Origin of the sequence: Pseudomonas vanderleydeniana (genome assembly GCF_014268755.2) — a bacterium.
GTDB classification, from domain to species: Bacteria; Pseudomonadota; Gammaproteobacteria; order Pseudomonadales; family Pseudomonadaceae; genus Aquipseudomonas; species Aquipseudomonas vanderleydeniana.
Map to the genome: position 1 here is coordinate 505,237 of NZ_CP077093.1, position 25,279 is coordinate 530,515.

At 64.3% G+C, this 25,279-nt stretch carries 24 protein-coding genes; 12 read left to right on the forward strand and 12 right to left on the reverse strand.

Annotated features, from left to right (window positions below):
• The first annotated feature begins 67 nt into the window (after nt 1-67).
• From HU752_RS02255 to HU752_RS02290, 8 genes are all read left to right on the forward strand, one after another.
• Nucleotides 68-856, forward strand: coding sequence for a gamma-glutamyl-gamma-aminobutyrate hydrolase family protein (locus HU752_RS02255; protein ID WP_186683853.1), 789 nt, complete (start codon nt 68-70; stop codon nt 854-856).
• A gap of 41 nt (nt 857-897) precedes the next feature.
• The gene (locus tag HU752_RS02260; protein WP_017902080.1) at nt 898-2,256 is read left to right on the forward strand and encodes a glutamine synthetase family protein; all 1,359 of its coding nucleotides are present in this window, start codon (nt 898-900) and stop codon (nt 2,254-2,256) included.
• Between the two features lie 56 nt (nt 2,257-2,312).
• Nucleotides 2,313-3,677 (forward strand): aspartate aminotransferase family protein, encoded by a 1,365-nt coding sequence (locus tag HU752_RS02265; RefSeq protein ID WP_186683852.1) that lies wholly within the window; start codon nt 2,313-2,315, stop codon nt 3,675-3,677.
• A 173-nt stretch (nt 3,678-3,850) separates the two neighbouring features.
• On the forward strand, nt 3,851-4,960 hold the full coding sequence (locus HU752_RS02270; protein ID WP_186683851.1) for a polyamine ABC transporter substrate-binding protein: 1,110 nt from the start codon (nt 3,851-3,853) through the stop codon (nt 4,958-4,960).
• Nucleotides 4,961-5,158: 198 nt separating this feature from the next.
• Nucleotides 5,159-6,253, forward strand: coding sequence for a polyamine ABC transporter substrate-binding protein (locus HU752_RS02275; RefSeq protein ID WP_186683850.1), 1,095 nt, complete (start codon nt 5,159-5,161; stop codon nt 6,251-6,253).
• 78 nt (nt 6,254-6,331) lie between these two features.
• Complete coding sequence (locus HU752_RS02280; RefSeq protein WP_186683849.1) at nt 6,332-7,474, forward strand: ABC transporter ATP-binding protein; 1,143 nt, start codon at nt 6,332-6,334, stop codon at nt 7,472-7,474.
• Complete coding sequence (locus HU752_RS02285; RefSeq protein ID WP_186683848.1) at nt 7,471-8,391, forward strand: ABC transporter permease subunit; 921 nt, start codon at nt 7,471-7,473, stop codon at nt 8,389-8,391. Before HU752_RS02280 ends, HU752_RS02285 begins: the two co-directional genes overlap by 4 nt.
• Nucleotides 8,388-9,281 (forward strand): ABC transporter permease subunit, encoded by an 894-nt coding sequence (locus HU752_RS02290; RefSeq protein WP_186683847.1) that lies wholly within the window; start codon nt 8,388-8,390, stop codon nt 9,279-9,281. The genes HU752_RS02285 and HU752_RS02290 overlap by 4 nt, the downstream gene beginning before the upstream one ends.
• A gap of 278 nt (nt 9,282-9,559) precedes the next feature.
• On the opposite strand, the gene HU752_RS02295 is transcribed toward HU752_RS02290, so the two are convergent.
• Nucleotides 9,560-10,201: an HD domain-containing protein gene (locus HU752_RS02295; RefSeq protein WP_186683846.1), complete on the reverse strand. Its 642-nt coding sequence runs from the start codon at nt 10,199-10,201 to the stop codon at nt 9,560-9,562.
• A gap of 224 nt (nt 10,202-10,425) precedes the next feature.
• Here HU752_RS02295 and HU752_RS02300 point away from each other — a divergent pair, with 224 nt between their 5' ends.
• Nucleotides 10,426-11,391 (forward strand): GlxA family transcriptional regulator, encoded by a 966-nt coding sequence (locus HU752_RS02300; protein ID WP_186683845.1) that lies wholly within the window; start codon nt 10,426-10,428, stop codon nt 11,389-11,391.
• Between the two features lie 194 nt (nt 11,392-11,585).
• Here the strand turns inward: HU752_RS02300 and HU752_RS02305 are convergent, their stop codons facing one another.
• Entirely contained in the window at nt 11,586-11,927 is a 342-nt protein-coding gene (locus tag HU752_RS02305) for a carboxymuconolactone decarboxylase family protein (RefSeq protein ID WP_017904402.1), read from the reverse strand.
• 114 nt (nt 11,928-12,041) lie between these two features.
• Here HU752_RS02305 and HU752_RS02310 point away from each other — a divergent pair, with 114 nt between their 5' ends.
• Nucleotides 12,042-12,953 (forward strand): AraC family transcriptional regulator, encoded by a 912-nt coding sequence (locus tag HU752_RS02310; protein WP_186683844.1) that lies wholly within the window; start codon nt 12,042-12,044, stop codon nt 12,951-12,953.
• Nucleotides 12,954-13,070: 117 nt separating this feature from the next.
• Here the strand turns inward: HU752_RS02310 and HU752_RS02315 are convergent, their stop codons facing one another.
• Nucleotides 13,071-15,437 (reverse strand): penicillin acylase family protein, encoded by a 2,367-nt coding sequence (locus tag HU752_RS02315; RefSeq protein ID WP_186683843.1) that lies wholly within the window; start codon nt 15,435-15,437, stop codon nt 13,071-13,073.
• Nucleotides 15,438-15,555: 118 nt separating this feature from the next.
• Nucleotides 15,556-16,134: a DUF6436 domain-containing protein gene (locus HU752_RS02320; protein WP_437182324.1), complete on the reverse strand. Its 579-nt coding sequence runs from the start codon at nt 16,132-16,134 to the stop codon at nt 15,556-15,558.
• 111 nt (nt 16,135-16,245) lie between these two features.
• On the opposite strand from HU752_RS02320, the gene bipL reads away from it, so the two are divergent.
• Complete coding sequence (bipL, locus tag HU752_RS02325; protein WP_186683841.1) at nt 16,246-17,184, forward strand: phospholipase BipL; 939 nt, start codon at nt 16,246-16,248, stop codon at nt 17,182-17,184.
• Nucleotides 17,185-17,195: 11 nt separating this feature from the next.
• A complete protein-coding gene (locus HU752_RS02330) occupies nt 17,196-17,624 on the forward strand; it encodes an acyl-CoA thioesterase (RefSeq protein ID WP_186683840.1) in 429 nt (142 codons plus the stop codon).
• Here the strand turns inward: HU752_RS02330 and HU752_RS02335 are convergent.
• The 8 genes from HU752_RS02335 to HU752_RS02370 form a co-directional block, all read right to left on the reverse strand.
• Nucleotides 17,609-18,265, reverse strand: a complete 657-nt coding sequence (locus HU752_RS02335; RefSeq protein ID WP_186683839.1) for a response regulator transcription factor — start codon at nt 18,263-18,265, stop codon at nt 17,609-17,611. The two genes, HU752_RS02330 and HU752_RS02335, sit on opposite strands and share 16 nt — an antisense overlap.
• A 130-nt stretch (nt 18,266-18,395) precedes the next feature.
• Nucleotides 18,396-19,448, reverse strand: coding sequence for a protein-glutamate methylesterase/protein-glutamine glutaminase (locus HU752_RS02340; protein ID WP_186683838.1), 1,053 nt, complete (start codon nt 19,446-19,448; stop codon nt 18,396-18,398).
• Nucleotides 19,445-19,936, reverse strand: a complete 492-nt coding sequence (locus tag HU752_RS02345; RefSeq protein WP_186683837.1) for a chemotaxis protein CheD — start codon at nt 19,934-19,936, stop codon at nt 19,445-19,447. Before HU752_RS02345 ends, HU752_RS02340 begins: the two co-directional genes overlap by 4 nt.
• Complete coding sequence (locus tag HU752_RS02350; protein ID WP_186683836.1) at nt 19,933-20,745, reverse strand: CheR family methyltransferase; 813 nt, start codon at nt 20,743-20,745, stop codon at nt 19,933-19,935. Before HU752_RS02350 ends, HU752_RS02345 begins: the two co-directional genes overlap by 4 nt.
• A 1-nt stretch (nt 20,746) precedes the next feature.
• Nucleotides 20,747-21,274 (reverse strand): chemotaxis protein CheW, encoded by a 528-nt coding sequence (locus HU752_RS02355; RefSeq protein WP_186683835.1) that lies wholly within the window; start codon nt 21,272-21,274, stop codon nt 20,747-20,749.
• A 10-nt stretch (nt 21,275-21,284) separates the two neighbouring features.
• A complete protein-coding gene (locus tag HU752_RS02360) occupies nt 21,285-22,922 on the reverse strand; it encodes a methyl-accepting chemotaxis protein (protein ID WP_186683834.1) in 1,638 nt (545 codons plus the stop codon).
• A gap of 2 nt (nt 22,923-22,924) precedes the next feature.
• On the reverse strand, nt 22,925-24,955 hold the full coding sequence (locus HU752_RS02365; RefSeq protein WP_186683833.1) for a chemotaxis protein CheA: 2,031 nt from the start codon (nt 24,953-24,955) through the stop codon (nt 22,925-22,927).
• 4 nt (nt 24,956-24,959) lie between these two features.
• The gene (locus tag HU752_RS02370; protein ID WP_186683832.1) at nt 24,960-25,277 is read right to left on the reverse strand and encodes an STAS domain-containing protein; all 318 of its coding nucleotides are present in this window, start codon (nt 25,275-25,277) and stop codon (nt 24,960-24,962) included.
• Nucleotides 25,278-25,279: the final 2 nt, after the last annotated feature.

Consider the following 25,279-nt stretch of genomic DNA (forward strand, 5'->3'; position numbering starts at 1 on the left):
TGTGTAAAAAAATGAACAAGGCTAAGCTCGATTAAAACCCATAACAGCAATAATACCGGGGTGCTTCATGTCTCGCCTGCCGTTGATCGGCGTCACCGCCTGCTCTAAACAGGTCGGTTTGCATGGTTATCACATCAGTGGTGACAAGTATGTCCGCGCAGTCGCCACCGCTGCCCAGGGCGTGCCGCTGATCATTCCTTCGCTGGCAGAACTGCTTGAGCCGTCCGATATTCTGGACAGCCTCGATGGCCTTCTCTTCACCGGCTCTCCTTCCAACGTCGAACCGCATTTGTACGGTGGCCCGGCCAGCGCGCCAGGCACTGCTCATGATTCTGCACGCGACCGCACCACGCTGCCGCTGATCCGTGCCGCCGTGGCCGCCGGCGTACCGGTACTCGGCATCTGCCGGGGATTTCAGGAGATGAACGTGGCGTTTGGCGGCAGCCTGCACCAGAAGGTTCATGAAGTGGGAACCTTTATCGATCATCGTGAGGACGAGAGCCAGCCGCTGGAAGTCCAGTACGGCCCGGCGCATCCGATGCTCGTGGAGCCTGGTGGTGTCCTGGCAAGCCTGGGCCTGCCGGCGGAGTTCGCGGTCAACTCGATTCACGGCCAGGGCGTCGATCGCCTGGCCCCGGGCCTGCGGGTCGAGGCGCGGGCCCCGGACGGCCTGATCGAGGCGGTCTCGGTGGTGGGCGGCAAGGCTTTTGCTAACGCCTTTGCCTTAGGCGTGCAATGGCATCCGGAATGGCAGGTAGAAAGCAACCCCGTCTACCTGGCCATTTTCCAGGCTTTCGGCGACGCCTGCCGAAATCGGGCAAAACAACGCGACACTGATGCTTTAACGAGCGCCTGACTCCTATTATGTAGCTCAGGAAACCCAGCCCAGAGGCATTTATGAGTAACAACCTCGACCAGCTCACCGATTGGTTGAAAGACCACAAGATCACAGAAGTCGAATGCATGATTGGCGACCTGACCGGCATCACCCGGGGCAAGATCTCGCCGACCAACAAGTTCATCGCCGAAAAGGGCATGCGTCTGCCCGAGAGTGTCCTGTTGCAGACCGTGACCGGCGACTACGTCGAGGACGACATCTATTACGAACTGCTGGACCCGGCGGATATCGACATGATCTGCCGCCCCGACGGCAATGCGGTGTACCTGGTGCCCTGGGCCATCGAGCCGACCGCGCAGGTGATCCACGATACCTACGACAAGCAGGGCAACCCGATCGAGCTATCGCCGCGCAACGTGCTCAAGAAAGTCCTGAAACTCTATGCCGACCGCGGCTGGCAGCCGATCGTCGCACCGGAGATGGAGTTCTACCTGACCAAGCGCAGCGACGACCCGGACTATCCGCTGCAACCGCCGGTGGGCCGCTCGGGGCGCCCCGAGATCGGTCGCCAGTCGTTCTCCATCGAGGCGGCCAACGAATTCGACCCGCTGTTCGAGGACGTCTATGACTGGTGCGAACTGCAGGAGCTGGACCTCGACACGCTGATCCACGAGGACGGCACGGCGCAGATGGAAATCAACTTCCGTCACGGCGATGCCCTGTCCCTGGCCGACCAGATCCTGGTGTTCAAGCGCACCATGCGCGAGGCGGCGCTCAAGCACGACGTGGCGGCCACCTTCATGGCCAAGCCGATGACCGGCGAGCCGGGCAGTGCCATGCACCTGCACCAGAGCATCATCGACATCCAGACCGGCAAGAACATCTTCTCCAATGAGGACGGCACCAAGAGCGAGCTGTTCCTCAACCACATCGGTGGCCTGCAGCGGCTGATTCCCGAGCTGCTGCCGCTGTTCGCACCGAACGTCAACTCGTTCCGCCGCTTCCTGCCGGACACCTCGGCACCGGTGAACGTGGAGTGGGGCGAAGAGAACCGCACCGTCGGCCTGCGCGTGCCGGATGCCGGCCCGCAGAACCGCCGGGTGGAAAACCGCCTGCCGGGCGCCGATGCCAACCCCTACCTGGCGATCGCCGCCAGCCTGCTGTGCGGCTACATCGGCATGGTCGAGGGCATGACGCCGAGCGCGCCGGTGGTTGGCCGTGGTTACGAGCGGCGCAACCTGCGCCTGCCGCTGACCATCGAGGACGCCCTGGAGCGCATGGAAAACAGCAAGACCATCGAGAAGTACCTGGGCAAGAAATTCATCACTGGCTACGTCGCGGTAAAGCGGGCCGAGCATGAAAACTTCAAGCGTGTCATCAGTTCGTGGGAGCGGGAATTCCTGCTCTTCGCCGTCTGATGCATCGGGCGCGGCGGGCAACTGGCCGCGCCCTCACTGGAATCTAGGAGATCCGTATGACCAGCAACAACCCGCAAACCCGTGAGTGGCAAACCCTCAGCAGTGATCATCACCTGGCTCCCTTCAGCGACTTCAAGCAATTGAAGGAAAAGGGCCCGCGCATCATCACCAACGCCAAGGGCGTCTACCTCTGGGACAGCGAGGGCAACAAGATCCTCGACGGCATGGCCGGCCTGTGGTGTGTGGCGGTCGGGTATGGACGCGACGAGCTGGCTGACGCCGCCAGCCGGCAGATGCGCGAACTGCCCTACTACAACCTGTTCTTCCAGACCGCCCACCCGCCGGCGCTGGAGCTGGCCAAGGTGATCTCCGAGATTGCGCCCGAGGGCATGAACCACGTGTTCTTCACCGGCTCCGGCTCCGAAGGCAACGACACCATGCTGCGCATGGTCCGCCACTACTGGGCGATCAAGGGCCAGCCGCAGAAGAAAACCATCATCAGCCGCAAGAACGGCTACCACGGCTCCACCGTGGCCGGCGCCAGCCTCGGCGGCATGACCTACATGCACGAGCAGGGCGACCTGCCGATCCCGGGTATCGTCCATATCCCGCAGCCTTACTGGTTCGGTGAAGGCGGCGACATGAGCCCGGAAGAGTTCGGTGTCTGGGCGGCCAACCAGCTGGAAGAGAAGATCCTCGAACTGGGCGTGGACAACGTCGGTGCATTCATCGCCGAGCCGATCCAGGGCGCCGGTGGCGTGATCGTGCCGCCTGAAAGCTACTGGCCGCGGATCAAGGAGATCCTGGCCAAGTACGACATCCTGTTCGTCGCCGACGAGGTGATCTGCGGTTTTGGCCGTACCGGCGAGTGGTTCGGCAGCGATTTCTATGGCCTCAAGCCGCACATGATGACCATCGCCAAGGGCCTGACCTCCGGCTACATCCCGATGGGTGGCCTGATCGTGCGCGACGACGTGGTCGCGGTGCTCAATGAAGGCGGCGATTTCAACCACGGTTTCACCTACTCCGGGCATCCGGTGGCGGCGGCGGTGGCGCTGGAAAACATCCGCATCCTGCGCGATGAAAAGATCATCGAGCGGGCCAACGCCGAAACGGCACCTTATTTGCAGAAGCGTCTGCGGGAACTGAACGATCACCCGCTGGTGGGTGAGGTTCGTGGTGTGGGTCTGCTGGGGGCCATCGAGCTGGTCAAGGACAAGGCCACCCGTGCGCGTTATGAAGGCAAGGGCGTCGGCATGATCTGCCGGCAGTTCTGCTTCGACAACGGGCTGATCATGCGTGCCGTCGGCGACACCATGATCATTGCCCCGCCACTGGTGATCAGCAAGGCGGAGATCGACGAGCTGGTGACCAAGGCGCGTCAATGCCTGGACCTGACCCTGAGTGCGTTGCAGGGCTAGATGCTAGGCTCTGAGCGGAGGCGAGTCGTAGTCGCTTTCGCTCGGAGTGATCAGAAAGGCCGTCTTTTCTTGAAAGCCGGCCTTGGATCTTGCCAGACTACCCCACTGTTCCGAGTCGCCCGGGAATCGGCCGCCGAACAGCTGGTTAAAAAGAAAAATTTGGAGCATGACGCATGAAGGCATTAGGTTTGAAGAACGCTGGCAAGACTCTCCTGGCCCTGTCCATGGCCGGAGCGATGGCCGGTGCCGCTCACGCGGACGATAAAGTGCTGCACGTTTACAACTGGTCCGACTACATCGCGCCGGACACCATCGCGAACTTCGAGAAGGAGTCCGGGATCAAGGTCGTCTACGACGTATTCGACAGCAACGAAACCCTGGAAGCCAAGCTGCTGGCCGGCAAGTCCGGCTACGACATCGTGGTGCCGTCCAACAACTTCCTGGCCAAGCAGATCAAGGCTGGCGTCTATCAGGAGCTGGACAAGTCCAAGCTGTCCAACTACGACAACCTGAACAAGTCGCTGCTCAAGGCCGTTTCGGTCAGCGACCCGGGCAACCAGCACGCCTTCCCGTACATGTGGGGCTCGATCGGCATCGGCTACAACCCGGAGAAGGTCAAGGCCGCGCTGGGCGTGGACAAGATCGACTCGTGGGACACCCTGCTCAAGCCGGAGAACATCGCCAAGCTCAAGAGCTGCGGCGTGAGCTTCCTCGACTCGCCGACCGAGATGATCCCGGTCGCGCTGCACTACCTGGGCCTGCCAACCGACAGCCAGAAGAAGGATGACATCAAGAAGGCCGAGGATCTGTTCCTGAAGATCCGTCCTTCGATCACCTACTTCCACTCGTCCAAGTACATCTCGGATCTGGCCAACGGCAACATCTGCGTAGCCGTCGGCTACTCGGGTGACATCCAGCAGGCCAAGTCCCGTGCCGCCGAGGCCGGTGACAAGGTGAAAGTCAGCTACGCCATTCCGAAGGAAGGGGCTGGCAGCTTCTATGACATGGTCGCCATTCCGAAGGACGCGGAAAACGTCGACGGTGCCTACAAGTTCATGAACTACCTGCTCAAGCCGGAAGTCATGGCGGCGATCACCGACAGCGTGCGTTTCCCGAACGGCAACGAGAAGGCCACGCCGCTGGTCGACAAGAGCATCACCAGCGACCCGGGCATCTACCCGCCAGCAGACGTGCAGGCCAAGCTCTACGCGATTGCCGACCTGCCTGCCGCTACCCAGCGTGAGCTGACCCGTAGCTGGACCAAGATCAAGTCGGGTAAATAATCCCGCCTGATGCAACACCGCTCCACCTGCTGGAACCGGGCTCTTCCGGGTACCGGTTCCAGCAGGACTAATATCAATCAAAGAAAACTTTTGCTGGATCGGCTTATCGAGGGTAAGTTGCGCGCCGGTTTTGTCATCGGGCGGTATATCGCCATATGGCCCGGGCAACTCAGGCCCAACTATTGAGAGGACCTCCGAGTGTCTATTTCTTTGTTTTGCAAGACTTTGCTGGTTGGCGCAGGCCTGACGCTGACTGTCAGTGCGTACGCTGCGCCGACTGTGCATATTTATAACTGGTCCGATTATATCGGCGAGAAAACCCTGGCCGATTTCGAGAAGTCCACCGGTATCAAACCGGTATATGACGTCTTCGATTCCAATGAAACCCTGGAAGGCAAGTTGCTGGCCGGACATACCGGGTATGACGTGGTGGTTCCGTCCAACCACTTCCTCGGCAAGCAGATCAAGGCCGGCGCCTTCCAGAAGCTCGACAAGTCGCTGCTGCCCAACTACGGCAACCTCGATCCGGCGCTGATGAAGCGTCTGGAGAAGAACGATCCGGGCAACCAGTACGCGGTGCCATACCTGTGGGGCACCAACGGCATCGGCTACAACGTCGAGAAGGTCAAGGCCGTGCTGGGTGTCGACAAGATCGACTCCTGGGCGATGCTGTTCGAGCCGGAAAACATCAAGAAGCTCTCCAGCTGTGGCGTGGCCTTCCTCGACTCCGCCGATGAAATGCTGCCGGCCGTGCTGAACTACATGGGCCTGAGCCCCAACAGCACCAACGAGAAGGACTACAAGGCAGCCGAAGAGAAACTGCTCAAGGTCCGTCCTTACGTGACCTACTTCAACTCCTCCAAGTACATCAGCGATCTGGCCAACGGCGAGATCTGCGTGGCGGCCGGTTTCTCCGGCGATGTGTTCCAGGCGAAGAAACGCGCTGAAGAAGCGAAGAAGGGCGTGGATATCGCCTACGTGATTCCCAAGGAGGGCGGCAACCTCTGGTTCGACATGCTGGCAATCCCCAAGGACGCCAGCAACGTGAAGGAGGCCCATGCGTTCATCAATTATCTGCTGCAACCTGAAGCGATCGCCCAGGTCAGCGATTATGTCGGCTATGCCAACCCGAACCCAAAGGCTGGCGAACTGATGGATCAGTCCGTGCGCACCGACGAAGCGGTTTACCCACCGCAAGCTGTTGTGGACAAGCTGTACGTCAACTCGGAACTACCCCCGAAAATCCAACGTGTGATGACCCGTAGCTGGACCAGGATCAAGTCGGGCAAATAGTCCGCAAGGACTCGGGTCAAACCATTCAATGCCAGGCCGTCTTGGCCTCGCGGTTAAATTTTGTTGGGAGTTTTGCAAATGGCTGTTGCCTCCGGCGCCTATAAGAAAGCCCTCGAGGGCGACCAATCACCCAAGCAGGTGTTGGTCAAGATCGACCGGGTCACGAAGAAGTTCGACGAGACGATCGCCGTGGACGATGTGTCCCTGGAAATCAAGAAGGGCGAGATCTTCGCCCTGCTCGGCGGCTCGGGTTCGGGTAAATCCACCTTGCTGCGCATGCTCGCAGGTTTTGAACGGCCGACCGAAGGCCGGATCTACCTCGATGGCGTGGACATCACCGACATGCCGCCCTACGAGCGGCCGATCAACATGATGTTCCAGTCCTACGCGCTGTTCCCGCACATGACCGTGGCGCAGAACATCGCCTTCGGCCTGCAGCAGGACAAGATCCCGAAGGCCGAGATCGATGCCCGCGTGGCCGAAATGCTCAAGCTGGTGCAGATGAGCCAGTACGCCAAGCGCAAGCCGCACCAGCTGTCCGGTGGCCAGCGCCAGCGTGTGGCCCTGGCCCGCTCCCTGGCCAAGCGGCCGAAACTGTTGCTGCTCGACGAGCCCATGGGTGCTCTGGACAAGAAGCTGCGCTCGCAGATGCAGCTTGAGCTTGTCGAGATCATCGAGCGCGTCGGCGTGACCTGCGTCATGGTGACCCACGACCAGGAAGAGGCCATGACCATGGCCGAGCGGATCGCCATCATGCACCTGGGCTGGATCGCCCAGATCGGCAGCCCGATCGACGTCTACGAGACCCCGACCAGCCGCCTGGTCTGCGAGTTCATCGGCAACGTCAACCTGTTCGACGGTGAAGTGGTCGATGACGCCGAAGGTTATGCACGCATCGCCAGCCCGGAGCTGGAGCGCAGCATCTATGTCGGCCACGGGGTCAGCACCTCGGTGCAGGACAAGCGCGTGACCTACGCGATCCGTCCGGAGAAGCTGCTGGTCACCACCACCCAGCCGCAGTGCGAGCACAACTGGTCGCGCGGCAAGGTCCACGATATCGCCTACCTGGGCGGCCACTCGGTGTTCTACGTCGAGCTGCCGAGCGGCAAGCTGGTCCAGTCCTTCGTCGCCAACGCCGAGCGCCAGGGCGCGCGGCCGACCTGGGGTGACGAAGTGTTCGTCTGGTGGGAAGACGACAGCGGCGTGGTACTGCGCTCATGAACATGCGAAAACTCAAGCGCCAACTGCAACGAATAACCCCCTCTGGCCGCCACGTGGTCATCGGGATCCCTTTCATCTGGCTGTTCCTGTTCTTCATGCTGCCGTTCTTCATTGTCCTGAAGATCAGCTTCGCGGAAGCGGATGTGGCGATTCCGCCGTATACCGAGATCTACACCTTCGTCGAACAGAAGCTGCAACTGGTCCTGAACCTGGGCAATTACTCGATGCTGGGGGACGACGAGCTGTACCTGGCGGCGTACCTCGGTTCGTTGAAGATGGCCTTCTTCAGCACGTTGCTGTGCCTGCTGATCGGCTATCCGATGGCCTACGCCATCTCCAAGGCCCGCAAGGAAGTGCAGACCGTGCTGGTGCTGCTGATCATGATGCCGACCTGGACCGCGATCCTGATCCGCGTCTATGCCTGGATGGGCATCCTCAGCAACAACGGGCTGCTCAACGGCTTCCTGATGTGGACCGGACTGATCAGCGAGCCGCTGCAGATCCTCAACACCAACCTGGCGGTGTACATCGGCGTGGTCTATTCCTACCTGCCGTTCATGATCCTGCCGCTCTACGCCAACCTGGTGAAGCACGATGCCAGCCTGCTGGAGGCCGCATCCGACCTCGGATCGAGCACTTTCAACAGCTTCTGGAAAATCACCGTGCCGCTGTCGAAGAACGGCATCATCGCCGGCTGCATGCTGGTGTTCATCCCGGTGGTGGGCGAGTTCGTGATCCCCGAGCTGCTTGGCGGTCCGGAAACGCTGATGATCGGCAAGGTGCTGTGGCAAGAGTTCTTCAACAACCGTGACTGGCCGGTGGCGTCCGCGCTCGCCGTGGTGATGCTGGCGATCCTGATCGTCCCGATCATCCTGTTCAACCGCAGTCAGGCCAAGGAAATGGAGGGCCGGGTATGAAGCGCTTCAGTTTCTCGAACCTGATGCTGGTGGTGGGTCTGCTGTTCATCTACCTGCCGATGCTGATCCTGGTGATCTACTCGTTCAACGCTTCCAAGCTGGTGACGGTGTGGGGCGGCTGGTCGGTGAAGTGGTACGTCGGCCTGCTGGACAACACCCAACTGATGGGCTCGGTCGGCCGCTCGCTGGAAATCGCCTGCTACACCGCCCTGGCGGCGGTGGCGCTGGGTACCCTGGCGGCGTTCGTGCTGACCCGCATTACCCGCTTCAAGGGTCGTACCCTGTTCGGTGGCATGGTCACCGCACCGCTGGTGATGCCGGAAGTGATCACCGGCCTGTCGCTGCTGCTGCTGTTCGTGGCCATGGCGCAGATGGTCGGCTGGCCCCAGGAGCGTGGCATCGCCACCATCTGGATCGCCCACACGACCTTCTGCTCGGCCTATGTGGCGGTGGTGGTGTCGGCACGCCTGCGCGAGCTGGACCTGTCGATCGAAGAGGCGGCCATGGACCTGGGCGCGCGGCCGTGGAAGGTGTTCTTCCTGATCACCATCCCGATGATCGCGCCGTCGCTGGCGGCGGGCGGCATGATGTCGTTCGCGCTGTCGCTGGATGACCTGGTGCTGGCCAGCTTCGTGTCCGGGCCGGGTTCGACCACCCTGCCGATGGAGGTGTTCTCGGCGGTACGCCTGGGCGTGAAGCCGGAGATCAACGCGGTGGCGAGCCTGATCCTGCTGGCGGTGTCGCTGGTGACCTTCCTGGTCTGGTACTTCAGCCGCCAGGCCGAAGAGCGTCGGCGCAAGGCGATCCAGCAGGCCATCGAGGAAAGCGCGGCGGACTCCTGGAAACAGCCGGATGTGCGTCGTGCACCGGCTGCGTCGCAGACCGCGTAATCCGCTGGAAAGCTTCGCGGGCAAGCCCGCTCCCACAGTCCGTGTCGCTTGACACAGTACTGTGGGAGCCCGGCTCGTAAAGCTGCCATCGGGCGTGCGCTGTAAAGGGTGGGAGACGGCCGGGCGGCGCTCCGCTGGCTGGCGATAGCAATGTCGTTATCGCCGCAGAGGGTGCTGAATGGCCGCCTTCGGCGGATCGCCAGCAAGCCGGCTCCTACAGTACTGTGGGAGCCGGATTTACCGAGGCGTCGGACCGCCGCGAATAGGCCTCAAGGTTTTCACTCGGCCCACGGCGAACGCCGGATCACCTCGACGAAATTCATCGGCTTGAAGCTGACATCCTTGTCCTTCAGCACGTCGGTCTTGACGTTGCCGAAGGTGGTCTGCGGACGATGGCGCAAGCCATCGGCAAACGCGCAGATGATGCACTCCTTGAAATTCTCCCCGCGTGGATGCGCATGCACCACCGCTTCACGCTGCGCGGCGGGAAACGCGGCGTAGTCCATGCCCAGCACGTCCATCTCCACGCCCGCGGTCACCAGCGCCACGGTCGGACGCAGGTATTGCGGGATGCCCGGCGTGGTATGCAGGGCAATCGACAGCCAGACCTGCTCGATATCGTCGTCCGACAGGCCGTAGGGTTGCATGAAGGCCTTGGCGGCGTTGGCGCCGTCGACTTCGAAACGGTCATTGTCGCTGCGCTGGCCCTCCATCAGGCCGAGGTCGTGGAACATCGCGCCGATGTAGAGCAGCTCCGGGTTGTAGGCCAGTTGCTTGCGCTCGCCGCTCAGGGCACCGAACAGGAACACCCGGCGCGAGTGGTGATAGAGCAGGTCGGTTTCCACGTCGCGAATGTATTCGGTGGCCGCCCGGGCCAGGGCACTGTCGGGGATCCTGATGCCGGCAATGGTGGTGCTCATGGTCGTGACTCCTGTGGCGAGCGCCGGGATGGCGCCGATGAGTCCAGTCTGGCGCCAGGGGGATTTGGCTGCTATCGACACAGGGTGACGATTTCGGCCATTCGCGGCGGGTTTCGCGCCAGGGGCCGGTGGTGCCTCGTATCGCGCCGAGGCTTTGGGTACCGTAGGTGTGGCTCGGCGACTTTCGCAAAGAGCCAGGCGTTGATCCGAAAGAGGCTTGTTCCATGACCCGTACCGTCGCCATCGTCGTGTTTCCCGGTGTCCAGTCCCTGGATGTGACCGGGCCGATGGATGTATTCGCCGAGGCCAATCGTTTCCTGCCGCCCGAGGCGGGGTACCGCCTGGAGGTGGTGGGTGTCGAGCGCGGTTGGCTGCCTTGTTCCAACGGCCTGGCGATCCAGGCGCACCGGCACTACAGCGAGGCGCTGGAGCGCTACGACCTGCTGCTGTGTGCCGGTGGTCCGGAGCTGCCCGGGCAGGACTTCGGCGCGCCGTTCCATGCCTGGCTGCGGGGTGCTGCCGCCCGCGCCGGGCTGTTCGGCTCGATTTGCAATGGTGCCTTCCTGCTCGCGCGGGCCGGCTTGCTCGAGGGGCGCACGGTGACCACCCACTGGAACGACGCCCTGGCGCTCGCCGCGCTGTGCCCGACGGCACGGGTCGAGGCCGATCGACTGTATGTCCAGGACGGCGAGCTGTTCACTTCAGCGGGGGTGACGGCGGGTATCGACCTGTCGCTGTATCTGCTGTCCCGCGAGCAGGGCAGCGAGATCGCGTTGAGCGTGGCCAGGCGACTGCTGGTGTTCACCCAGCGCTCGGGCGGCCAATCGCAGTTCAGTCCCTACCTGACCCCGCATGCCGAACCCGACTCGGTGGTGGCTCAGGTGCAACAGTATGTGCTGGCAAATCTGACGGTGGACCTGAGCATTGCCGAGCTGGCGAAGGCGGCGAACATGAGCGCGCGCAACTTTTCCCGGGTGTTCGTCCGTGAGAGCGGGGTGACCCCGGCGCAGTTCGTCGAAAGCGCGCGGGTGGATGCGGCGCGGGTGCTGCTGGAAAGTGGCGGCGTGCCGTTGAAGACCATTGCCTATGAGTGCGGGTTTCGCGATGCGCACCATATGCGCAGTGTGTTCCTGCGTCGGCTGGGGGTCAGCGCGCAGCAGTTTCGGCAGAATTTTGCGGGGTTGTCCTGAATCAGTGGGTGGCTTGGGGGCCCTTTCGCGGGCAAGCCCGCTCCTACAAGACCTGTGTCGTGCATAAATCACAACTGTAGGAGCAGGGCTTGCCCGCGAATGGGACCTTGAAATCTGTGCGGCTCATGAAGTTCCCGATAGAGCCCGCAACAACAACGTTGTCCGGGCTCTGCTGGAACGGCCAAGGGAGTCGATCAAGGCTTCAGGCTGTCGTACGCCTCCAGCGCATGCAGCGAGTAGATATAGGCCGCTCCGGCATTCAGCGAAATGGCTGTGGCCAGTGCCGCCGCGACTTCCTCGCGGGTTGCCCCGGCCTTGATCGCCGCGTCGGTGTGGGCACCGATGCAGCCGTCGCAGCGGGTGGAGATCGCCACGGCGATGGAAATCAGCTCGCGGGTCTTGGCATCCAGCACATTGTTTTCGGCGGCGGCCTCACCCAGTTTCATATAGGCCTGGACCATCTTGGGGTTGGATTTGCCCAGTGCGCCGAAGGCATTCTTGATGGTGGGCAACAGCTCGGACCAATTGAGGAACATGGTGGTAACTCCTGAAAGGCTGACGGTAGACTGCTCAAGCAACGAATCCAGTGTCGTCCATTCAGTACAGGCACTTTTGTTCGATCCACTCAACCCTTTGTCCGATAGGCGCAAATGAACTCGATCGATAGGCTCATCGGGCTGGCCGGGGTGCGTGGCAGCCTCGACCTGCGTTGCCAGCTGCAGGGCGACTGGGCGCTGCCGCACGGGCAGCAGCACACCGGCATCGCGCCCTACCACATCGTGCTGGCGGGCGAGTGCCAGGTCGAGTTGCCCGATGGCCACACGGTCCGCCTGGGAGCGGGAGACATCCTGGTGTTTCCCGGCGACGCTACGCACCTGCTGCGCAGCGAAGGGCAGCGGGTGGCACCGGTGGCCGCGCAGGTCAGCACGGGCGGCCTGTTGCCGCTGCACCGTATTGGCCGCGAGGGGCCCGCGCTCGACCTGCTCTGCGGGCGTTTCCATTACCAGCGCGAGTCGATGCTGTTCGCCGCGCTCCCGCAGTACCTGGTGGTGTCCAGTCGCGACCTGCCGGCCAATGACCAACTGACGGCGCTGGTGGGGTTGTTGCGGGTGGAGGCCGATGGTGACCAGCCCGGGGCACGCTTCCTGGTGGACGCGTTGTCCTCGGCGCTGTTCACGCTGGTGCTGCGGGTCTACCTGCAACAGCAGGCGCAGGCCAGCGGCACCCTGGCCCTGCTGGCCGACAAGCGCCTGAGCCGGGCCTGGCAGGGCATGCTGGAGGACCCGGCCCGCGAGTGGAGCATCGACAGCCTGGCGGCGCTGGCGAGCATGTCGCGGTCGACCTTCATGCGGGCCTTCGTCAAGGTCGCGGGGGAGTCGCCGTGGGTACTGCTGACCCGGGTGCGGATGGAACTGGCTTATGGCTTGCTGGGCAACTCGCACCTGGGCCTGAGCGATATCGCGCAGCAGGTCGGGTATCAGTCGCAGGCGGCGTTCAGCAAGAAGTTCAAGGAAGTCTATGGGCAAGCGCCCGGGCAGGTACGCAAGGCCGGAGGGAGGTAGTGATCCCTTCGCGGATAAATCCGGCTCCCACGGGTTTCATTCCGTACAAAAGGTCTGTGACAGACACGGCACACTGTGGGAGCCGGATTCATCCACGAACGGTGCGCCGCGGTCTGACTACTTGCCCGGTACCAGCTTCAACACGCTGCGGGTATTGGCCGACACCTCGACCTCGTTCATGTGCACTTGCTCGTAGCCGCCCTCGACATAGGTCTCGGCCTGGTCGCTGTAGTGCTTGTCGAACAGTACCCCGCTCTGGCCCACCGGGTTGATGGTCAGGCTGTGGTCCGGGTCGGCGAAGTCGATCAGGCGCCGGGTCGAGGGGCCATAGGTCACGGGCCAGGGGGCCGGGCCGATTTTCGCCGAGAGGTTGTTCGGCACTTCGTGGGTGCCCGGGGCATCGAACGGTCCGACGTTGAACAGCTTGTCCAGCGGCTTCTGCCGGCCCAGCGGGTGGCCGTGGGTCAGTGTGTGGGCCTTGCCCCAGACCCAGCCACCGCTGTTGTCGCCGTAGGTGCTCCTGAGGTGGGCCAGGGTCGCCTGCCAGGCGCGTTTGACCACCTCGTTGCGATTGCCGTTCCACCATGGGGATGTCTCATCGGCCGCCAGGCGGGGCAACGCGGCGTCCACCACGCGGGTGGTGATCAGGGTGTTGAAGTAATCGTCGCCCAGCTTGTCGTGCATCGCGGCACGCGCCAGTTCGTAGAGGAACTGGTTGAACAGCGTGGCGCTGGTGGAGCTCATCGGGTAGTCACCCTTCCACGTCGCCAACTGTTCCACCAGCTTGAGTTCGGCCGGGTCCTTCGCCGCTGCGCGCAGGGCGGGCAGCAGCGGCTTGAGCAGCCGCGGGCCATAGTCGGTGGTGGTGCCCAGTTGCAGTTTCTGGCTGTTTTCCACGCTCCAGCGCACGCTGTTGTCGGCCAACTGCCGGTTCAATTGCTGGCCGCGATCGGCCAGGTTGTAGTAGCCGGGGATGACCATGCCGGTGGGGGAGGCCGGCTGGGTGTTGGCCGAGACGATATAGCCACGCGGCGGGTTTTCCTCCTGCGGGTTGGCACTGAACGGGTAGTAGCCGTCCTTGTCCGCCTCGCCGGTGCTGCCGTCGAGGATGAAGGCCGGGTTGACCCCATCCGGCCGCTTGGGCAGTAGCGCGGCGGCCCACCAGCCGATATCGCCCTTGGCATTGGCCCACATCAGGTTCAGGCCAGGGGCCTGGATCTGCGTGGCCGCGTCGCGGGCTTTGTCCAGGGTGTCGGCGCGGTTGAGATCGTAGAAGCCTTGCAGGATCGGGTCCGGGGTTTCGAGAAAGGCCCACCACATGGCGATCGGCCTGGTTCCGGCATGGGCGCCGAGCACGTCGTTGACGATCGGGCCATGGGGCGAGCGCAGCAGGGTGAAGGTGACCGGCGCCTGGCCCTTGACCGCGATCTGCTGTTCGCTGCGGGTCATCTCGACCCACTGGCCGTGGTACCAGACCTGGTTGGGGTTGTCCGGATTGGTCTTCTCCGCGATCAGGTCCAGGTCGTCGTTCTGGAACATGGTCAGGCTCCAGCCGAAGGCCTGGTTGTTGCCGAGAAAGGCGAATGGCACCAGTGCCTGGTGGTAGCCATAGAGCTCGAAGTTCGGTGCCGACAGTTGCGCCTCGTACCACACCGACGGGGTCGAGAAGGCGATGTGTGGATCGCCGGCCAGCAAGGGCTTGCCGCTCTTGGTCCGGCTGCCGGACACCGCCCAGGCGTTGCTGCCCTCGAACTGTGGCACGCCGGCGTCGCGCAGGGCCTGCTCGCTGACCCGGGCGAGGGCGCCCAGCCCCTTCCAGTCGGCTTCGGCCAGCGGCGTCGGCGAACCGAGCATGCCCTGCGGGCGCCACTCCAGGTCGAACACCTTGAGGTAGTCGGCGCCCAACTGGTCGCGGACGTAGGTCAGCAGCGGCTCGGTGCGGAATGCGGCGGCGAAGCTGTAGGCCATGTAGCCGGCAATGCTGATGGTGTCTTCGGCGGTGAACGGCCGCGGCTGGATACCCAGCACGTCGAACTCGACCGGCCTGGCGTGGCTGGCCTGGTACTGGTTGATCCCGTCCAGGTAGGCCTGCAGGGCCTTCCAGGCGGCGGACTGGCGATCCAGCCGGGCCACGTACTGGTCGGCGTGCTCGCGGATGCGCAGGCTACGGAACAGCTTGTCGGTGTCCAGGGTCTTGGGCCCGAGGACCTCGGACAGCTCGCCCCGGGCCAGGCGCCGGACGATTTCCATCTGGAACAGTCGGTCCTGGGCATGCACGTAGCCCAGGGCGCGGTACAGGTCGGTCTCGGATTCGGCGCGGATGTGCGGCACGCCACGCTCGTCGTAGCGCACGGTGACCGGTCCCTGCAGGTTGCCCAGCGTGACCTGGCCCTGGCGTGTCGGCAGCTTGCCCTGGACGTACCAGGTCCCTCCGGCGGCCACGGCGGCGATCAGGACAGCGAGAACGGTCAGGCTGCGTTTCATGCGGGGTTCCTTGTGCAGGGCGGACTACCGGTTCTGAGCCGCTAACATGTAGCACACCCGGGCCGGCGGATGCATCGCGCAAATCGCCGATTACCCTGAAAAGTCCGGTTTGCCTTGGTCATTGCCCGGGTTCCTGCCAGGGGCAATAGCAGCCCACGGCCATGTTGTGGGTGGCGTGCACCGGGCGGCCTTCGCTGAGGGCCTGCAGGATCGGCTCGATGAAGCTGTTGCCGGAGTTGCAGGTGGCGCCCTGGCTGTAGGGGCCGAAATAGGCCAGCTGGCCGTTGCGGTCCCAGATCGCTACCGCCGGGCTGACCGTCAGGTGTTCGGCACCCGGGAGCCCCGCCAGCGGCCGGATGGCTTGCAGGTTGGCTGGCAACTGGCCGTGGCTGCCGGGTTTCTGTACCGCGTAGAAGTCCACGCCCAGGGGCGCGAAATGTTCGACCAGTTCGCCCAGGTGCTGCTGGTTGCCGACGTTGCATGGGCAGGCCGGGTCCCAGAAGTGCACCAGGCGGATCCGGCCCGGCCCGGCGAGTGTGGGCGGCAGGCTGAGCCGGTCGCCGGCGAACAGTGCGGTCTGGTCGCTGAAGGCACGGATATAGCGGCCCTGGAACCAGTCGTAGGCCAGCCACAGGCCCACCGCGCAAAGCACGGCCAGCAGGCTGGCGATGAATGTCTTGTGACGCGTCTGGAGCATGGCGATTGGGTCCTCGAAGGTCGCGTAGCTTGCCATGCCTGCCCTGACAGAAGAATATCGCAGATCAGTAAAACGCCTCGGCGTTGCCGCACTTTTGCCTGGAGGCCGTTCATGCCCGCCACCTTCGACCCCGATGCCCTGCGCGCCAGCCTGCGCCCGCTGGCCGATGCGCAGCCGTTGTCAGCGGCGGCGCAGGCCTACCAGCGTTTCTACGGGCTGGACCTGCCGGCGCGCACGACGCCGTTCACCAGTCGCCTCGGCAGCTTGCGCAGTGGCACCTTCGACCTGGTCAGCCAGCTCTGGTTGCCCCAGAACCCGGTGGCGACCCTGTTCCTGTTCCACGGTTTCTACGACCACATGGGGCTGTACCGCAACGTTATCGACTGGGCCCTGGACCGCGGTTTCGCGGTGATTTCCTGCGACCTGCCGGGACACGGCCTGTCCAGTGGCGAACGGGCCAGCATCGAGGACTTCGCCGAGTACCAGCGGGCCTTGCAGGGCCTGTTCGACGAAGCCCGCTCCCTGGACCTGCCGCAGCCCTGGCACCTGTTCGGCCAGAGCACCGGCGGCGCCATCGTGGTCGACCACCTGCTCAAGCATGGCCTGGACAGTCCGGCCCAGGGCCAGGTGGTGCTGCTGTCGCCGCTGGTGCGGCCACGGGCCTGGGGTTGGTCGAAGCTCAGCTACTACCTGCTCAGGCCGTTCGTCAAAGGCATTGCCCGACGCTTCAGCGAGAACACCCATGACCCGGCGTTCATGCCGTTCCTGCAGGCCGACCCGTTGCAGCCACAGCGCCTGCCGACCGCCTGGGTCGGTGCCCTGGCCCGCTGGATTCCAGGTATCGAGGGCGCCCAGGCAAGCCCGCGCCGGCCGTTGATCGTCCAGGGGGACGGCGACATGACCGTCGACTGGCAACACAACCTGGCGGTGCTGCGCCGCAAATTCGACCAGCCTGAAGTGTTCATGCTGGCGCAGGCCCGGCATCACCTGGCCAATGAACTTCCCGAATACCGCGAACGCTATTTCAGCTTTCTCGGCGCCCACTTCTGAGCGAGGCTTCCATGACCGACCGTTTGCCACAACGTGGCGATTACCGCCATTTCCAGCCGATCATCACCCGCTGGCACGACAATGACGTCTACGGTCACGTGAACAACGTCACCTACTACAGCTTTTTCGACACGGCGGTGAACACCTTCCTGATCGAGCAGGGTGGCCTGGACATCCACGATGGCGAGGTGGTCGGTTTCGTGGTCAGCTCCGCCTGCGACTACTTCGCCTCGGTGGCCTTCCCCGAGCGCCTGGAGATCGGCCTGCGGGTCGGCAAGCTGGGCAACAGTTCGGTGCAGTACGAGCTGGCGGTGTTCAAGGCCGGCGAAGAGGATGCCTGTGCCGCCGGGCGCTTCGTCCACGTGTTCGTCGAGCGTGCGAGCAACCAGCCGGTGTCGATTCCCGAGGGCCTGCGCAGCGCCCTTCAATCGTTGATCTGAATGATCCCTTCGCGCACCGCGAACAGCACCAGCCCGGCGATATCGTGAATGCGCAGCCGGTGCATGATCTGCGAGCGGTGGGCTTCCACGGTCTTGACGCTCAGGTTGAGACCGACGGCGATGGAGCGGGTGGTCTCGCCCCGGGCGATCAGCCGGAGGATTTCCAGCTGGCGTGCGGTCAGCGCGACCTGACTGCTTCTGGCCGGCGGTTCTTGGCTTTGCCTGACCGCCTGGTTGACCACCAGTGGCACCACCGCCGAAGACAGGTACTGGCCACCGTGGCGCAGGGCCTTGAGCGCCAGCTCCAGTTCCAGCACCGTCGCGGTTTTCAGCAGGAAGCCGTGGGCGCCCAGTTGCAGGCACTTCATCACGAAATGCGTGTCGGTGTGCATCGACAGCATCAGCACCTTGCTGCGCGGGGCGCGCAGGGCCAGCTCCTTGAGCGCGGCGACACTGTTCATGCGCTCCATCGACATGTCCAGCAGCACGATATCCGGCTTGAGCCGGGAGGCTAGTTCGATGGCGGCCTGGCCATCGCCTGCTTCACCGACGACTTCGTATTCTTGTTGTTTTTCCAGCAAAGCCCGCATGCCTGCACGAAACAGCGGGTAATCGTCGGCAAGCAGTATTCGACAAAGCATAAGCTCTAGCCCATGGCGCAAGGGAAAGGGCACAGCAGGCCAGTGGGCCTGCTGCGGTTTTTCGTGTCCGGATTGCAACCCGGGGTCTACCTCGATACAGAGGGGAGTCCACAGCTGCCGCAGGCCCGGGTCAGCCGTGGCGGTTGCTGTCACCGAAGAGCTGGATCAGTTTCGGCAGTTTCGCCAGGGGCTCGACTGCCTGTGCCGCCCCCAGCCGAATGGCTTCCTTGGGCATGCCGAACACCACGCAGCTGGCTTCGTCCTGGGCGATCGTGGTGGCGCCGCTGTCACGCATGGCCAACAGGCCACGCGCGCCGTCGTCGCCCATGCCGGTCATGATGACGCCCAGCGTGTTGGCGCCGGCCTGGCGTGCCACCGAACGGAACAGGACATCCACCGAAGGTTTGTGCCGATTGACCGGTGGGCCGTCGAGTACCTCGACCTGATAGTGCGCGCCACTGCGTTTGAGCTGCATGTGCAAACCTCCGGGAGCGAGCAGTGCCAGGCCACTGTGGACGCGATCCAGGTGCCTGGCCTCGCGGACTTCGATCTGGCACAGCTTGTCCAGACGCCGGGCAAAATCGGCGGTGAACTTCTCCGGCATGTGTTGAACGATGACAATCCCCGGGCAGTCACGTGGCAATTGCCTGAGAATGAATTCCAGTGCCTGGGTCCCGCCCGTGGAGCAACCCAGGGCGACCACCCGGTCCGTGGTCCTGAGCACCGTCGCAGGAGGCACCATGGTTGCCGATTCTGCGGCAGGCGGGCTGTGGCGAAGGGCCATGGGCCGCGCCCGGGCGCTCTCCTCGACCTTGCGGATCAGTTCGCCGGATAGCTGTTCCAGGCTCTGGCGCAGCCCCAGGCGGGCCTTGGTGAAGACCCCGACGGCGCCAGCTGCCAGGGCCTCGACACTCACCGCCGAACCCTGCTCGGTCAGGGTCGAGCAGATCAGCGTCGGGGTCGGCCGCTCGGCCATGATCTGGCGCAGGAAGGTCAGGCCGTCCATGCGTGGCATTTCCACGTCCAGGATCAGCACATCCGGCCAGTCGCGGCGCATCTTGTCGATGGCATAGAGCGGGTCGGCGGCCTGGCCGATCACCTTGATGTTCGGATGGCTGTCCAGGCACTGGGTCAGGACCTGGCGTACCAGGGCCGAGTCGTCGACGATAAACACCCGGATCATCGTGGGCGCCCCCCCGGCAGCGGGGGCTGCACGCTGTTGCGCTGGCAGTCGATCACGCCGCTGCTGCCGTCGATGTGCAGGCGCCGGTAGTGCTGGCCATCGAGGTCGCAGTGATCGACGGCCCAGTTGCGCCGGTTGAACTGCTCGCGGGCGAAGGTGCTGTTGCTGTGGCCGATCCTGCGCCCGCGCGGGCCTTCGAAGCGCACCAGGCTGCCGCCGCCGAAGATGCCCTTGCGGTACTCGCCGGGGTGGGTACCGTGGCGTTGCATGTCGGCCTGGATCCGCTGGAACACGCCTTCGCCGTAGCGGGTGTCGAGGCCGTTGCGGGCGCTCGGGTCGCTGGGCAGGAGGTAATGCGAGACCGCCAGCAGGCGCCAGCGCGGATGCCAGAGGATGATCGACACGCAACTGCCGAGCAGGGTGGTGACCATGCCCTGGTGTTGACCGAAGAAGTAGTCGCCGGGGCGCAGGAAGAGCGGCGGATTCATAGGCGTTCGTAGACCGAGGGGTTGAGCAGGCGCAGCGGCAGGTCGAAGCCGTGGATGCTTTCCGCATGACCGATGAACAGCAGGCCACCTGGCTGCAACTGGCTGACCAGGCGCTGGACGATGCGCTGCTTTTCCTCGTTGTTGAAATAGATCAGCACGTTGCGCAGGAAGATCACGTCGAACGTACCGAGCCCTTCGGGCAGCGGCTGGACGATGTTGATCTCGCGCAGGCTGACCCGCTCGCGCAGGGCCGCCTGGACCCGGAAACGCCCGCGCATGTCGCCGACCCCGCTCAGGCAGTGGCGTTGCAGCCAGCCCTGGGGGAAGTACTTGGCCTGGGCCATGTCGTAGATGCCTTCGGCGGCCTTCTCCAGCATGCTCAGGCTGAGGTCGCTGGCCAGGATCGACCAGTCGCCGCTGCGCAGGTGTTCCTGGATCACCATCGCCAGGCTGTAGGGCTCTTCACCGGACGAGCAGGCGGCGCTCCAGCACTTCAGCGGGCCCTTGCGGCCGCTGAGCCAGCTGCCGAGGAAATCGAAGTGCGGGTGCTCGCGGAAGAAATAGGTTTCATTGGTGGTCAGCAGGTCCACCACCAGCCGCCGCTCCTTGAGGTAGGCCGGCTGGTCGAGCAGTTGCAGGTAGCTGGCGTAGTTGTCGAGGCGGTAGTGGCGCAGGCGCTTCATCAGCCGCCCGGCCACCAGGGGGCGCTTGTTCGGCGCCAGGATGATCCCCGAGGCCTCGGCCATCAACGTCTGCAGGCGCCGGAACTCGCTGTCGCCGAGGGTCGGCAGCTTGAGCTGGCTGGACATCTCAGAGACCCTGGGCCGCGGCCAGGCTGAGCTGGCGGATGTCTTCCAGGGACAACACTTGCGCAATGTTCAGGATGATCGTGAAGCCCAGCTCGCCACGGGCCATGCCGGCGATGAAGTCGGTGCGGATGCCGGCGCCGAAGGTCGGCGCGGCGACCACCTGCTGCGGGTCGATGTCGAGCACGGCGTCCACCGCGTCGACCACCAGGCCGATGCGCTGGCTGAAGTCTGCCAGGTCCAGTTCGATGATGACGATGCAGGTGCGCTTGCCGGCGGCCGTCGCTTCGAAGCCGAAGCGCGCCGCCAGGTCCAGCACCGGCACGACGTTGCCGCGCAGGTTGATCACCCCGTGGATGAACGCCGGCATCATCGGTACGGCGGTGATGTCGCCGTATTCGATGATCTCGCGCACCAGGTCGATGGGTACCGCATAGGCGGCCTGGCGCACCCGGAACGACAGGTGCTGGATGCTCGACGCCGGTGGGGCATCGGGCAGGGGGACGAGGTCACGGCTCAGGCTTGCTGTCATGATCCGGCCCTCAGTTGAAGCTCACGAATTGGCCTTCGTCGATCGTTGCGCGGCTCTTGAAGCCATCGCGTGGGCCGTTGAACGAGTAGCCGTCGTGGCCGCGCGGCTGTGGTCGCGGGGCGCTGGCGGACTCTTGCTCGAAACGGAAGAAGCCGATCAGCTCCTGCAATTGCCCGGCCTGGGCGTTCATTTCCTCGGCGGTGGCCGCCAGTTCTTCGGAGGCGGAGGCGTTCTGCTGGGTGATCTGGTTCATCTGGCCCATGGCGATGTTGATCTGCCCGGCGGCGCCACTCTGCTCCTGGGACGCGGCGGTGATTTCCTGGACCAGGTCGGAGGTCTTCTGGATGTTCGGCACGATTTCGTTGAGCAGGCGCCCGGCCTGTTCGGCCAGGTGGACGCTGCTGGAGGCGACCTGGCCGATTTCCTGGGCCGCCACCTGGCTGCGTTCGGCCAGCTTGCGCACTTCGGCGGCCACCACCGCGAAGCCCTTGCCATGCTCGCCGGCCCGGGCCGCCTCGATGGCGGCGTTGAGCGCGAGCAGGTTGGTCTGATAGGCGATGTCGTCGATGATGCTGATCTTGTCGGCGATCTGTTTCATCGCCAGTACCGTGTCACCGACCGCACCGCCGCCCTGCTGGGCGTCGTTGGCGGCCTTGCCGGCGATGCCGTCGGTGATCTTGGCGCTCTCGGTGTTCTGCGCGATGGAGGCGGACATCTGCTCGACCGAGGCGCTGGTCTGCTCGACGCTGGCGGCCTGCTCGTTGGCGGCCTGGCTGAGGGACTGCGAGGTCGAGCTGACCTGCTCCGAGGCCGAGGACAGTGAGTCGGCGGCGCTGCGCACGTCGCCGAGGATGTTGCGCAGGCGCACGGTCATGTTCTGCATGGCGGCCAGCAACTGGCCGGTCTCGTCCTGGCGGGTCACCTGCAGGTCCTGGCTGAGGTCGCCGGCGGCCATGCGATTGGCCGCCTCCACGGCACCGTTGAGCGGGCGGGTGATGCTACGGGTGACCAGGACGCCGATCAGCATGCCGAGCAGGCTCGCGACGACGATCAGGATGATCATCTGGGTCCGCGAGTCGGCGGCGATGTCGCTGATCTGCTGGTTGGCCTGGGCGGCCCGCTCGCGCTTGCCCTGAGTGACCACGCCCATCAGCTGATCGACCACGTCGCTGCTGCTGACGGCCTTGGGCAGCAGCTCGGTGACGTCGCTGGTTTCCTGCAGCTGGCCGGATTGCTGGTGGGTGCCGAGGATCTGCAGGACGACGCTTTCGTATTCCTTGAGCGGCGCCTCGATCTGGTCGATCTGTGCCAGGCCTTCCTTGGTGATGAAGGACTTGCGCGCTTCGGCCATCAGCTTGCGGGTCTGCTCCAGGGCCTCGCGAGCCTGCTTGGCGGCCTGTTCACGCCCCGCCGCGCTGGTCGCCAGCAGGCTGTGGCGCATGGCGCGGCCGGCGACGATCAGCTGGATATTGGCCTCCTGCACCTGGCTCAGGCCGGTAAGGTCACGGTCGTACATGCGGTCCGACAGGTCGTCGACCTGGGACAGGTTGCGGATGCCGATCACGCCGATGACGGCGGTCAATACCAGCAACAGCAGAAAGCCTGCGGTCAGCCGTATGCCTATCTTCATGTTGCGAACGAACTGCATGGTCACTCTCCTGAAAGGCTGGGCAAGGGGGTGGGAATCGAGGCAGCCACGGTGTCGACCGGGGCCTGCAAATGGCGCAGGAGGCTGGCGATGTCGAGGATCAGCGCGACCTGGCCGGAGCCCAGGATGGTCGAGCCGCTGATGCCGCGCAGGTGCTGGAACATCTGGCCGAGGGGCTTGATCACGGTCTGCAGTTCGCCGAGTAGCTGGTCGACGATCAACCCGGCCTGCTGGCGGCCCTGGCTGACCACGACGATGTTGCGCCGCCGGGCGCTGCTGGGCGGTAGGCCGAAGTGCCGGTCGAGGGCGATGCACGGCAGGGGCTTGCCGCGCAGGCTGAGGTAGCCCTGGCCCTGTTGCAGCCATTCGGGGCCGGCTTCCATGCACTCGGTGACCATGTCCAGCGGAATGACGAAGTTGTCCTGGCCGACACCGACCTGGAAGCCGTCGATGATCGCCAGGGTCAGCGGCAGGCGGATACGGAAGGTGCAGCCCGTGCCTGCGACCGAGTCGATCTCGATCACCCCGCGCAACTGGTCGATGGCGCTGCGGACCACGTCCATGCCGACTCCGCGGCCGGAGAGGTTGGAGACCTGCTCGGCGGTGGAGAACCCGGCCTCGAAGATCAGCAGGTGGATGTCCTGGGCGCTGAGCTGGGCGTCCGGGTCGACCAGGCCCTTGTCGATTGCCTTGGCAAGAATCCGCTCGGTGTTCAGGCCGCGCCCGTCGTCACTGACTTCGAGCACGATCATGCCGGAGTCGTGGTAGGCGTTGAGACGCAGGTTGCCCTCGGCCGGCTTGCCGACGGCCAGGCGTTCGGCCGCCGACTCGATGCCGTGGTCGATGGCGTTGCGTACCAGGTGGGTCAGGGGGTCGGCGATCTTGTCGATCACCGACTTGTCCAGCTCGGTTTCGCCACCGAGCAGGCTCAGCTGGATGTTCTTGCCCAGTTCCTGGCTGACGTCACGGACCACCCGGTGGAAACGGTTGAAGGTCTCGCCAACCTCCACCATGCGCAGTTTCAATGCCGCTTCGCGGATCTGCTCGACGTGCTGGTGCACCGCCTGGGTGGCTTCCATGCAACCGCTGTCGCTGCTGCGCCGGACCTGCATCTGGGCACTGGCGGTGCTGATCACCAGCTCGCCGACCAGGTTGATCAACTCGTCGAGCTTGTGCGCGGCGACCTTGACCATCGTTGTGTCGAGGCTGCGGCGGTCACGGCTGGCGGCGGCTTTCGGCGCGCTCGGTTCCACACTTGGCCTCGGCACGGTGGAGGCTTCGCTCGGTGCGGTGACGGGTGGCGACTGGGGGGTCAGTTGCAGCTCGCAGAAGTCCTGGATGAATTCGAAGACGTCTTCGATTTCGACCTGGCTGGCGGCCGTGAGCAACTGGAAATCGAACCCCAGGTGGCAGGTTTCCGGGTCCAGCCGATCGAGGGCCGGTAGCGCGTCGCTGCGGGTCTGCAGCGCGCGGATCTCGCCGAGCTTCCTGAGATAGCGCAGGAAGGCCGCCGGGTCGAAACCGTTGCGAAACAGCTCCTCGGAGAAGCGGATCGAGACCTGCCAGGTGATCTGGTCTGCTGGCGTAGCCGCCGTGTCCTGCGCCAGGTCCTGCCCAGGCTCGTCCGGCGTGCTGCCCTGGGCCTCGAACAGCGCCGCCAGCAGCGGGGCCTGTCGCGCCTCGTCGACGTCGAGCAGGCCGCTGTCGGGGTCGACGCGTTCGATCATCGCGTTCAGCTCGTCCATGCAGTTGAGCATCAGCGAGGTCAGCGCCGGGGTCAGCTCGCGCTGGCCGTCGCGCACCGACATCAGCAGGCTTTCCAGGTGATGGGTGAGGTTGACCAGCGGTGTCAGCGAGAAGATCCCGGCCGAGCCCTTGAGCGTGTGTACGGCGCGGAACAGGCTGTTGACCGCGTCCTGGTCGCCGGGGCGGGTTTCCAGGCGCAGCAGGCTGTCCTCGGCATCCTTGAGCAGGTCACGTCCTTCGCTGAGAAAGCCCAGCAGCAATTGGTTCCATTGTTCGCCACTGAGCATGCAGTCAAGCCTCGGTCGGGATGGCGGGGTACAGCGATTCCAGGTTCAGCAGCGTCAACAGCTCCCGAACGGGCTCCGAGACCTGGCTGACGGTGGCCGGGTGGTCGATGGACGACAGCGCCCGCTGGATCGCCAGCAGCAATTGCGCGCCGGCGCTGTCCAGTTCGTTCAGGCCTGCCAGGTCCAGTTGCCAGGGCCCCGGGGGCAATGGCAGCAGGCCGAGCAGTTGCTCGCGCGCCATGCTGACTTCGTAGAGGGTCAGGTCGCCCTGCAGGCGCAGTTGCGCGGGCAGGCCATTGGCAGCGGGAGTCAGCGAGAACATGG

Coding starts and splice junctions, on each gene's coding strand:
- HU752_RS02305 (WP_017904402.1), bottom strand. CDS start 11,927: ATGTTCCTCAATTGGTCCGAGCTGTTGCCCACCATCAAGAATGCCTTC.
- bipL (WP_186683841.1), top strand. CDS start 16,246: ATGCCCGCCACCTTCGACCCCGATGCCCTGCGCGCCAGCCTGCGCCCG.
- HU752_RS02260 (WP_017902080.1), top strand. CDS start 898: ATGAGTAACAACCTCGACCAGCTCACCGATTGGTTGAAAGACCACAAG.
- HU752_RS02340 (WP_186683838.1), bottom strand. CDS start 19,448: ATGATCCGGGTGTTTATCGTCGACGACTCGGCCCTGGTACGCCAGGTC.
- HU752_RS02330 (WP_186683840.1), top strand. CDS start 17,196: ATGACCGACCGTTTGCCACAACGTGGCGATTACCGCCATTTCCAGCCG.
- HU752_RS02345 (WP_186683837.1), bottom strand. CDS start 19,936: ATGAATCCGCCGCTCTTCCTGCGCCCCGGCGACTACTTCTTCGGTCAA.
- HU752_RS02270 (WP_186683851.1), top strand. CDS start 3,851: ATGAAGGCATTAGGTTTGAAGAACGCTGGCAAGACTCTCCTGGCCCTG.
- HU752_RS02350 (WP_186683836.1), bottom strand. CDS start 20,745: ATGTCCAGCCAGCTCAAGCTGCCGACCCTCGGCGACAGCGAGTTCCGG.
- HU752_RS02370 (WP_186683832.1), bottom strand. CDS start 25,277: ATGTTCTCGCTGACTCCCGCTGCCAATGGCCTGCCCGCGCAACTGCGC.
- HU752_RS02335 (WP_186683839.1), bottom strand. CDS start 18,265: ATGCTTTGTCGAATACTGCTTGCCGACGATTACCCGCTGTTTCGTGCA.
- HU752_RS02320 (WP_437182324.1), bottom strand. CDS start 16,134: ATGCTCCAGACGCGTCACAAGACATTCATCGCCAGCCTGCTGGCCGTG.
- HU752_RS02295 (WP_186683846.1), bottom strand. CDS start 10,201: ATGAGCACCACCATTGCCGGCATCAGGATCCCCGACAGTGCCCTGGCC.
- HU752_RS02255 (WP_186683853.1), top strand. CDS start 68: ATGTCTCGCCTGCCGTTGATCGGCGTCACCGCCTGCTCTAAACAGGTC.
- HU752_RS02360 (WP_186683834.1), bottom strand. CDS start 22,922: ATGCAGTTCGTTCGCAACATGAAGATAGGCATACGGCTGACCGCAGGC.
- HU752_RS02290 (WP_186683847.1), top strand. CDS start 8,388: ATGAAGCGCTTCAGTTTCTCGAACCTGATGCTGGTGGTGGGTCTGCTG.
- HU752_RS02365 (WP_186683833.1), bottom strand. CDS start 24,955: ATGCTCAGTGGCGAACAATGGAACCAATTGCTGCTGGGCTTTCTCAGC.
- HU752_RS02310 (WP_186683844.1), top strand. CDS start 12,042: ATGAACTCGATCGATAGGCTCATCGGGCTGGCCGGGGTGCGTGGCAGC.
- HU752_RS02355 (WP_186683835.1), bottom strand. CDS start 21,274: ATGACAGCAAGCCTGAGCCGTGACCTCGTCCCCCTGCCCGATGCCCCA.
- HU752_RS02280 (WP_186683849.1), top strand. CDS start 6,332: ATGGCTGTTGCCTCCGGCGCCTATAAGAAAGCCCTCGAGGGCGACCAA.
- HU752_RS02300 (WP_186683845.1), top strand. CDS start 10,426: ATGACCCGTACCGTCGCCATCGTCGTGTTTCCCGGTGTCCAGTCCCTG.
- HU752_RS02265 (WP_186683852.1), top strand. CDS start 2,313: ATGACCAGCAACAACCCGCAAACCCGTGAGTGGCAAACCCTCAGCAGT.
- HU752_RS02315 (WP_186683843.1), bottom strand. CDS start 15,437: ATGAAACGCAGCCTGACCGTTCTCGCTGTCCTGATCGCCGCCGTGGCC.
- HU752_RS02285 (WP_186683848.1), top strand. CDS start 7,471: ATGAACATGCGAAAACTCAAGCGCCAACTGCAACGAATAACCCCCTCT.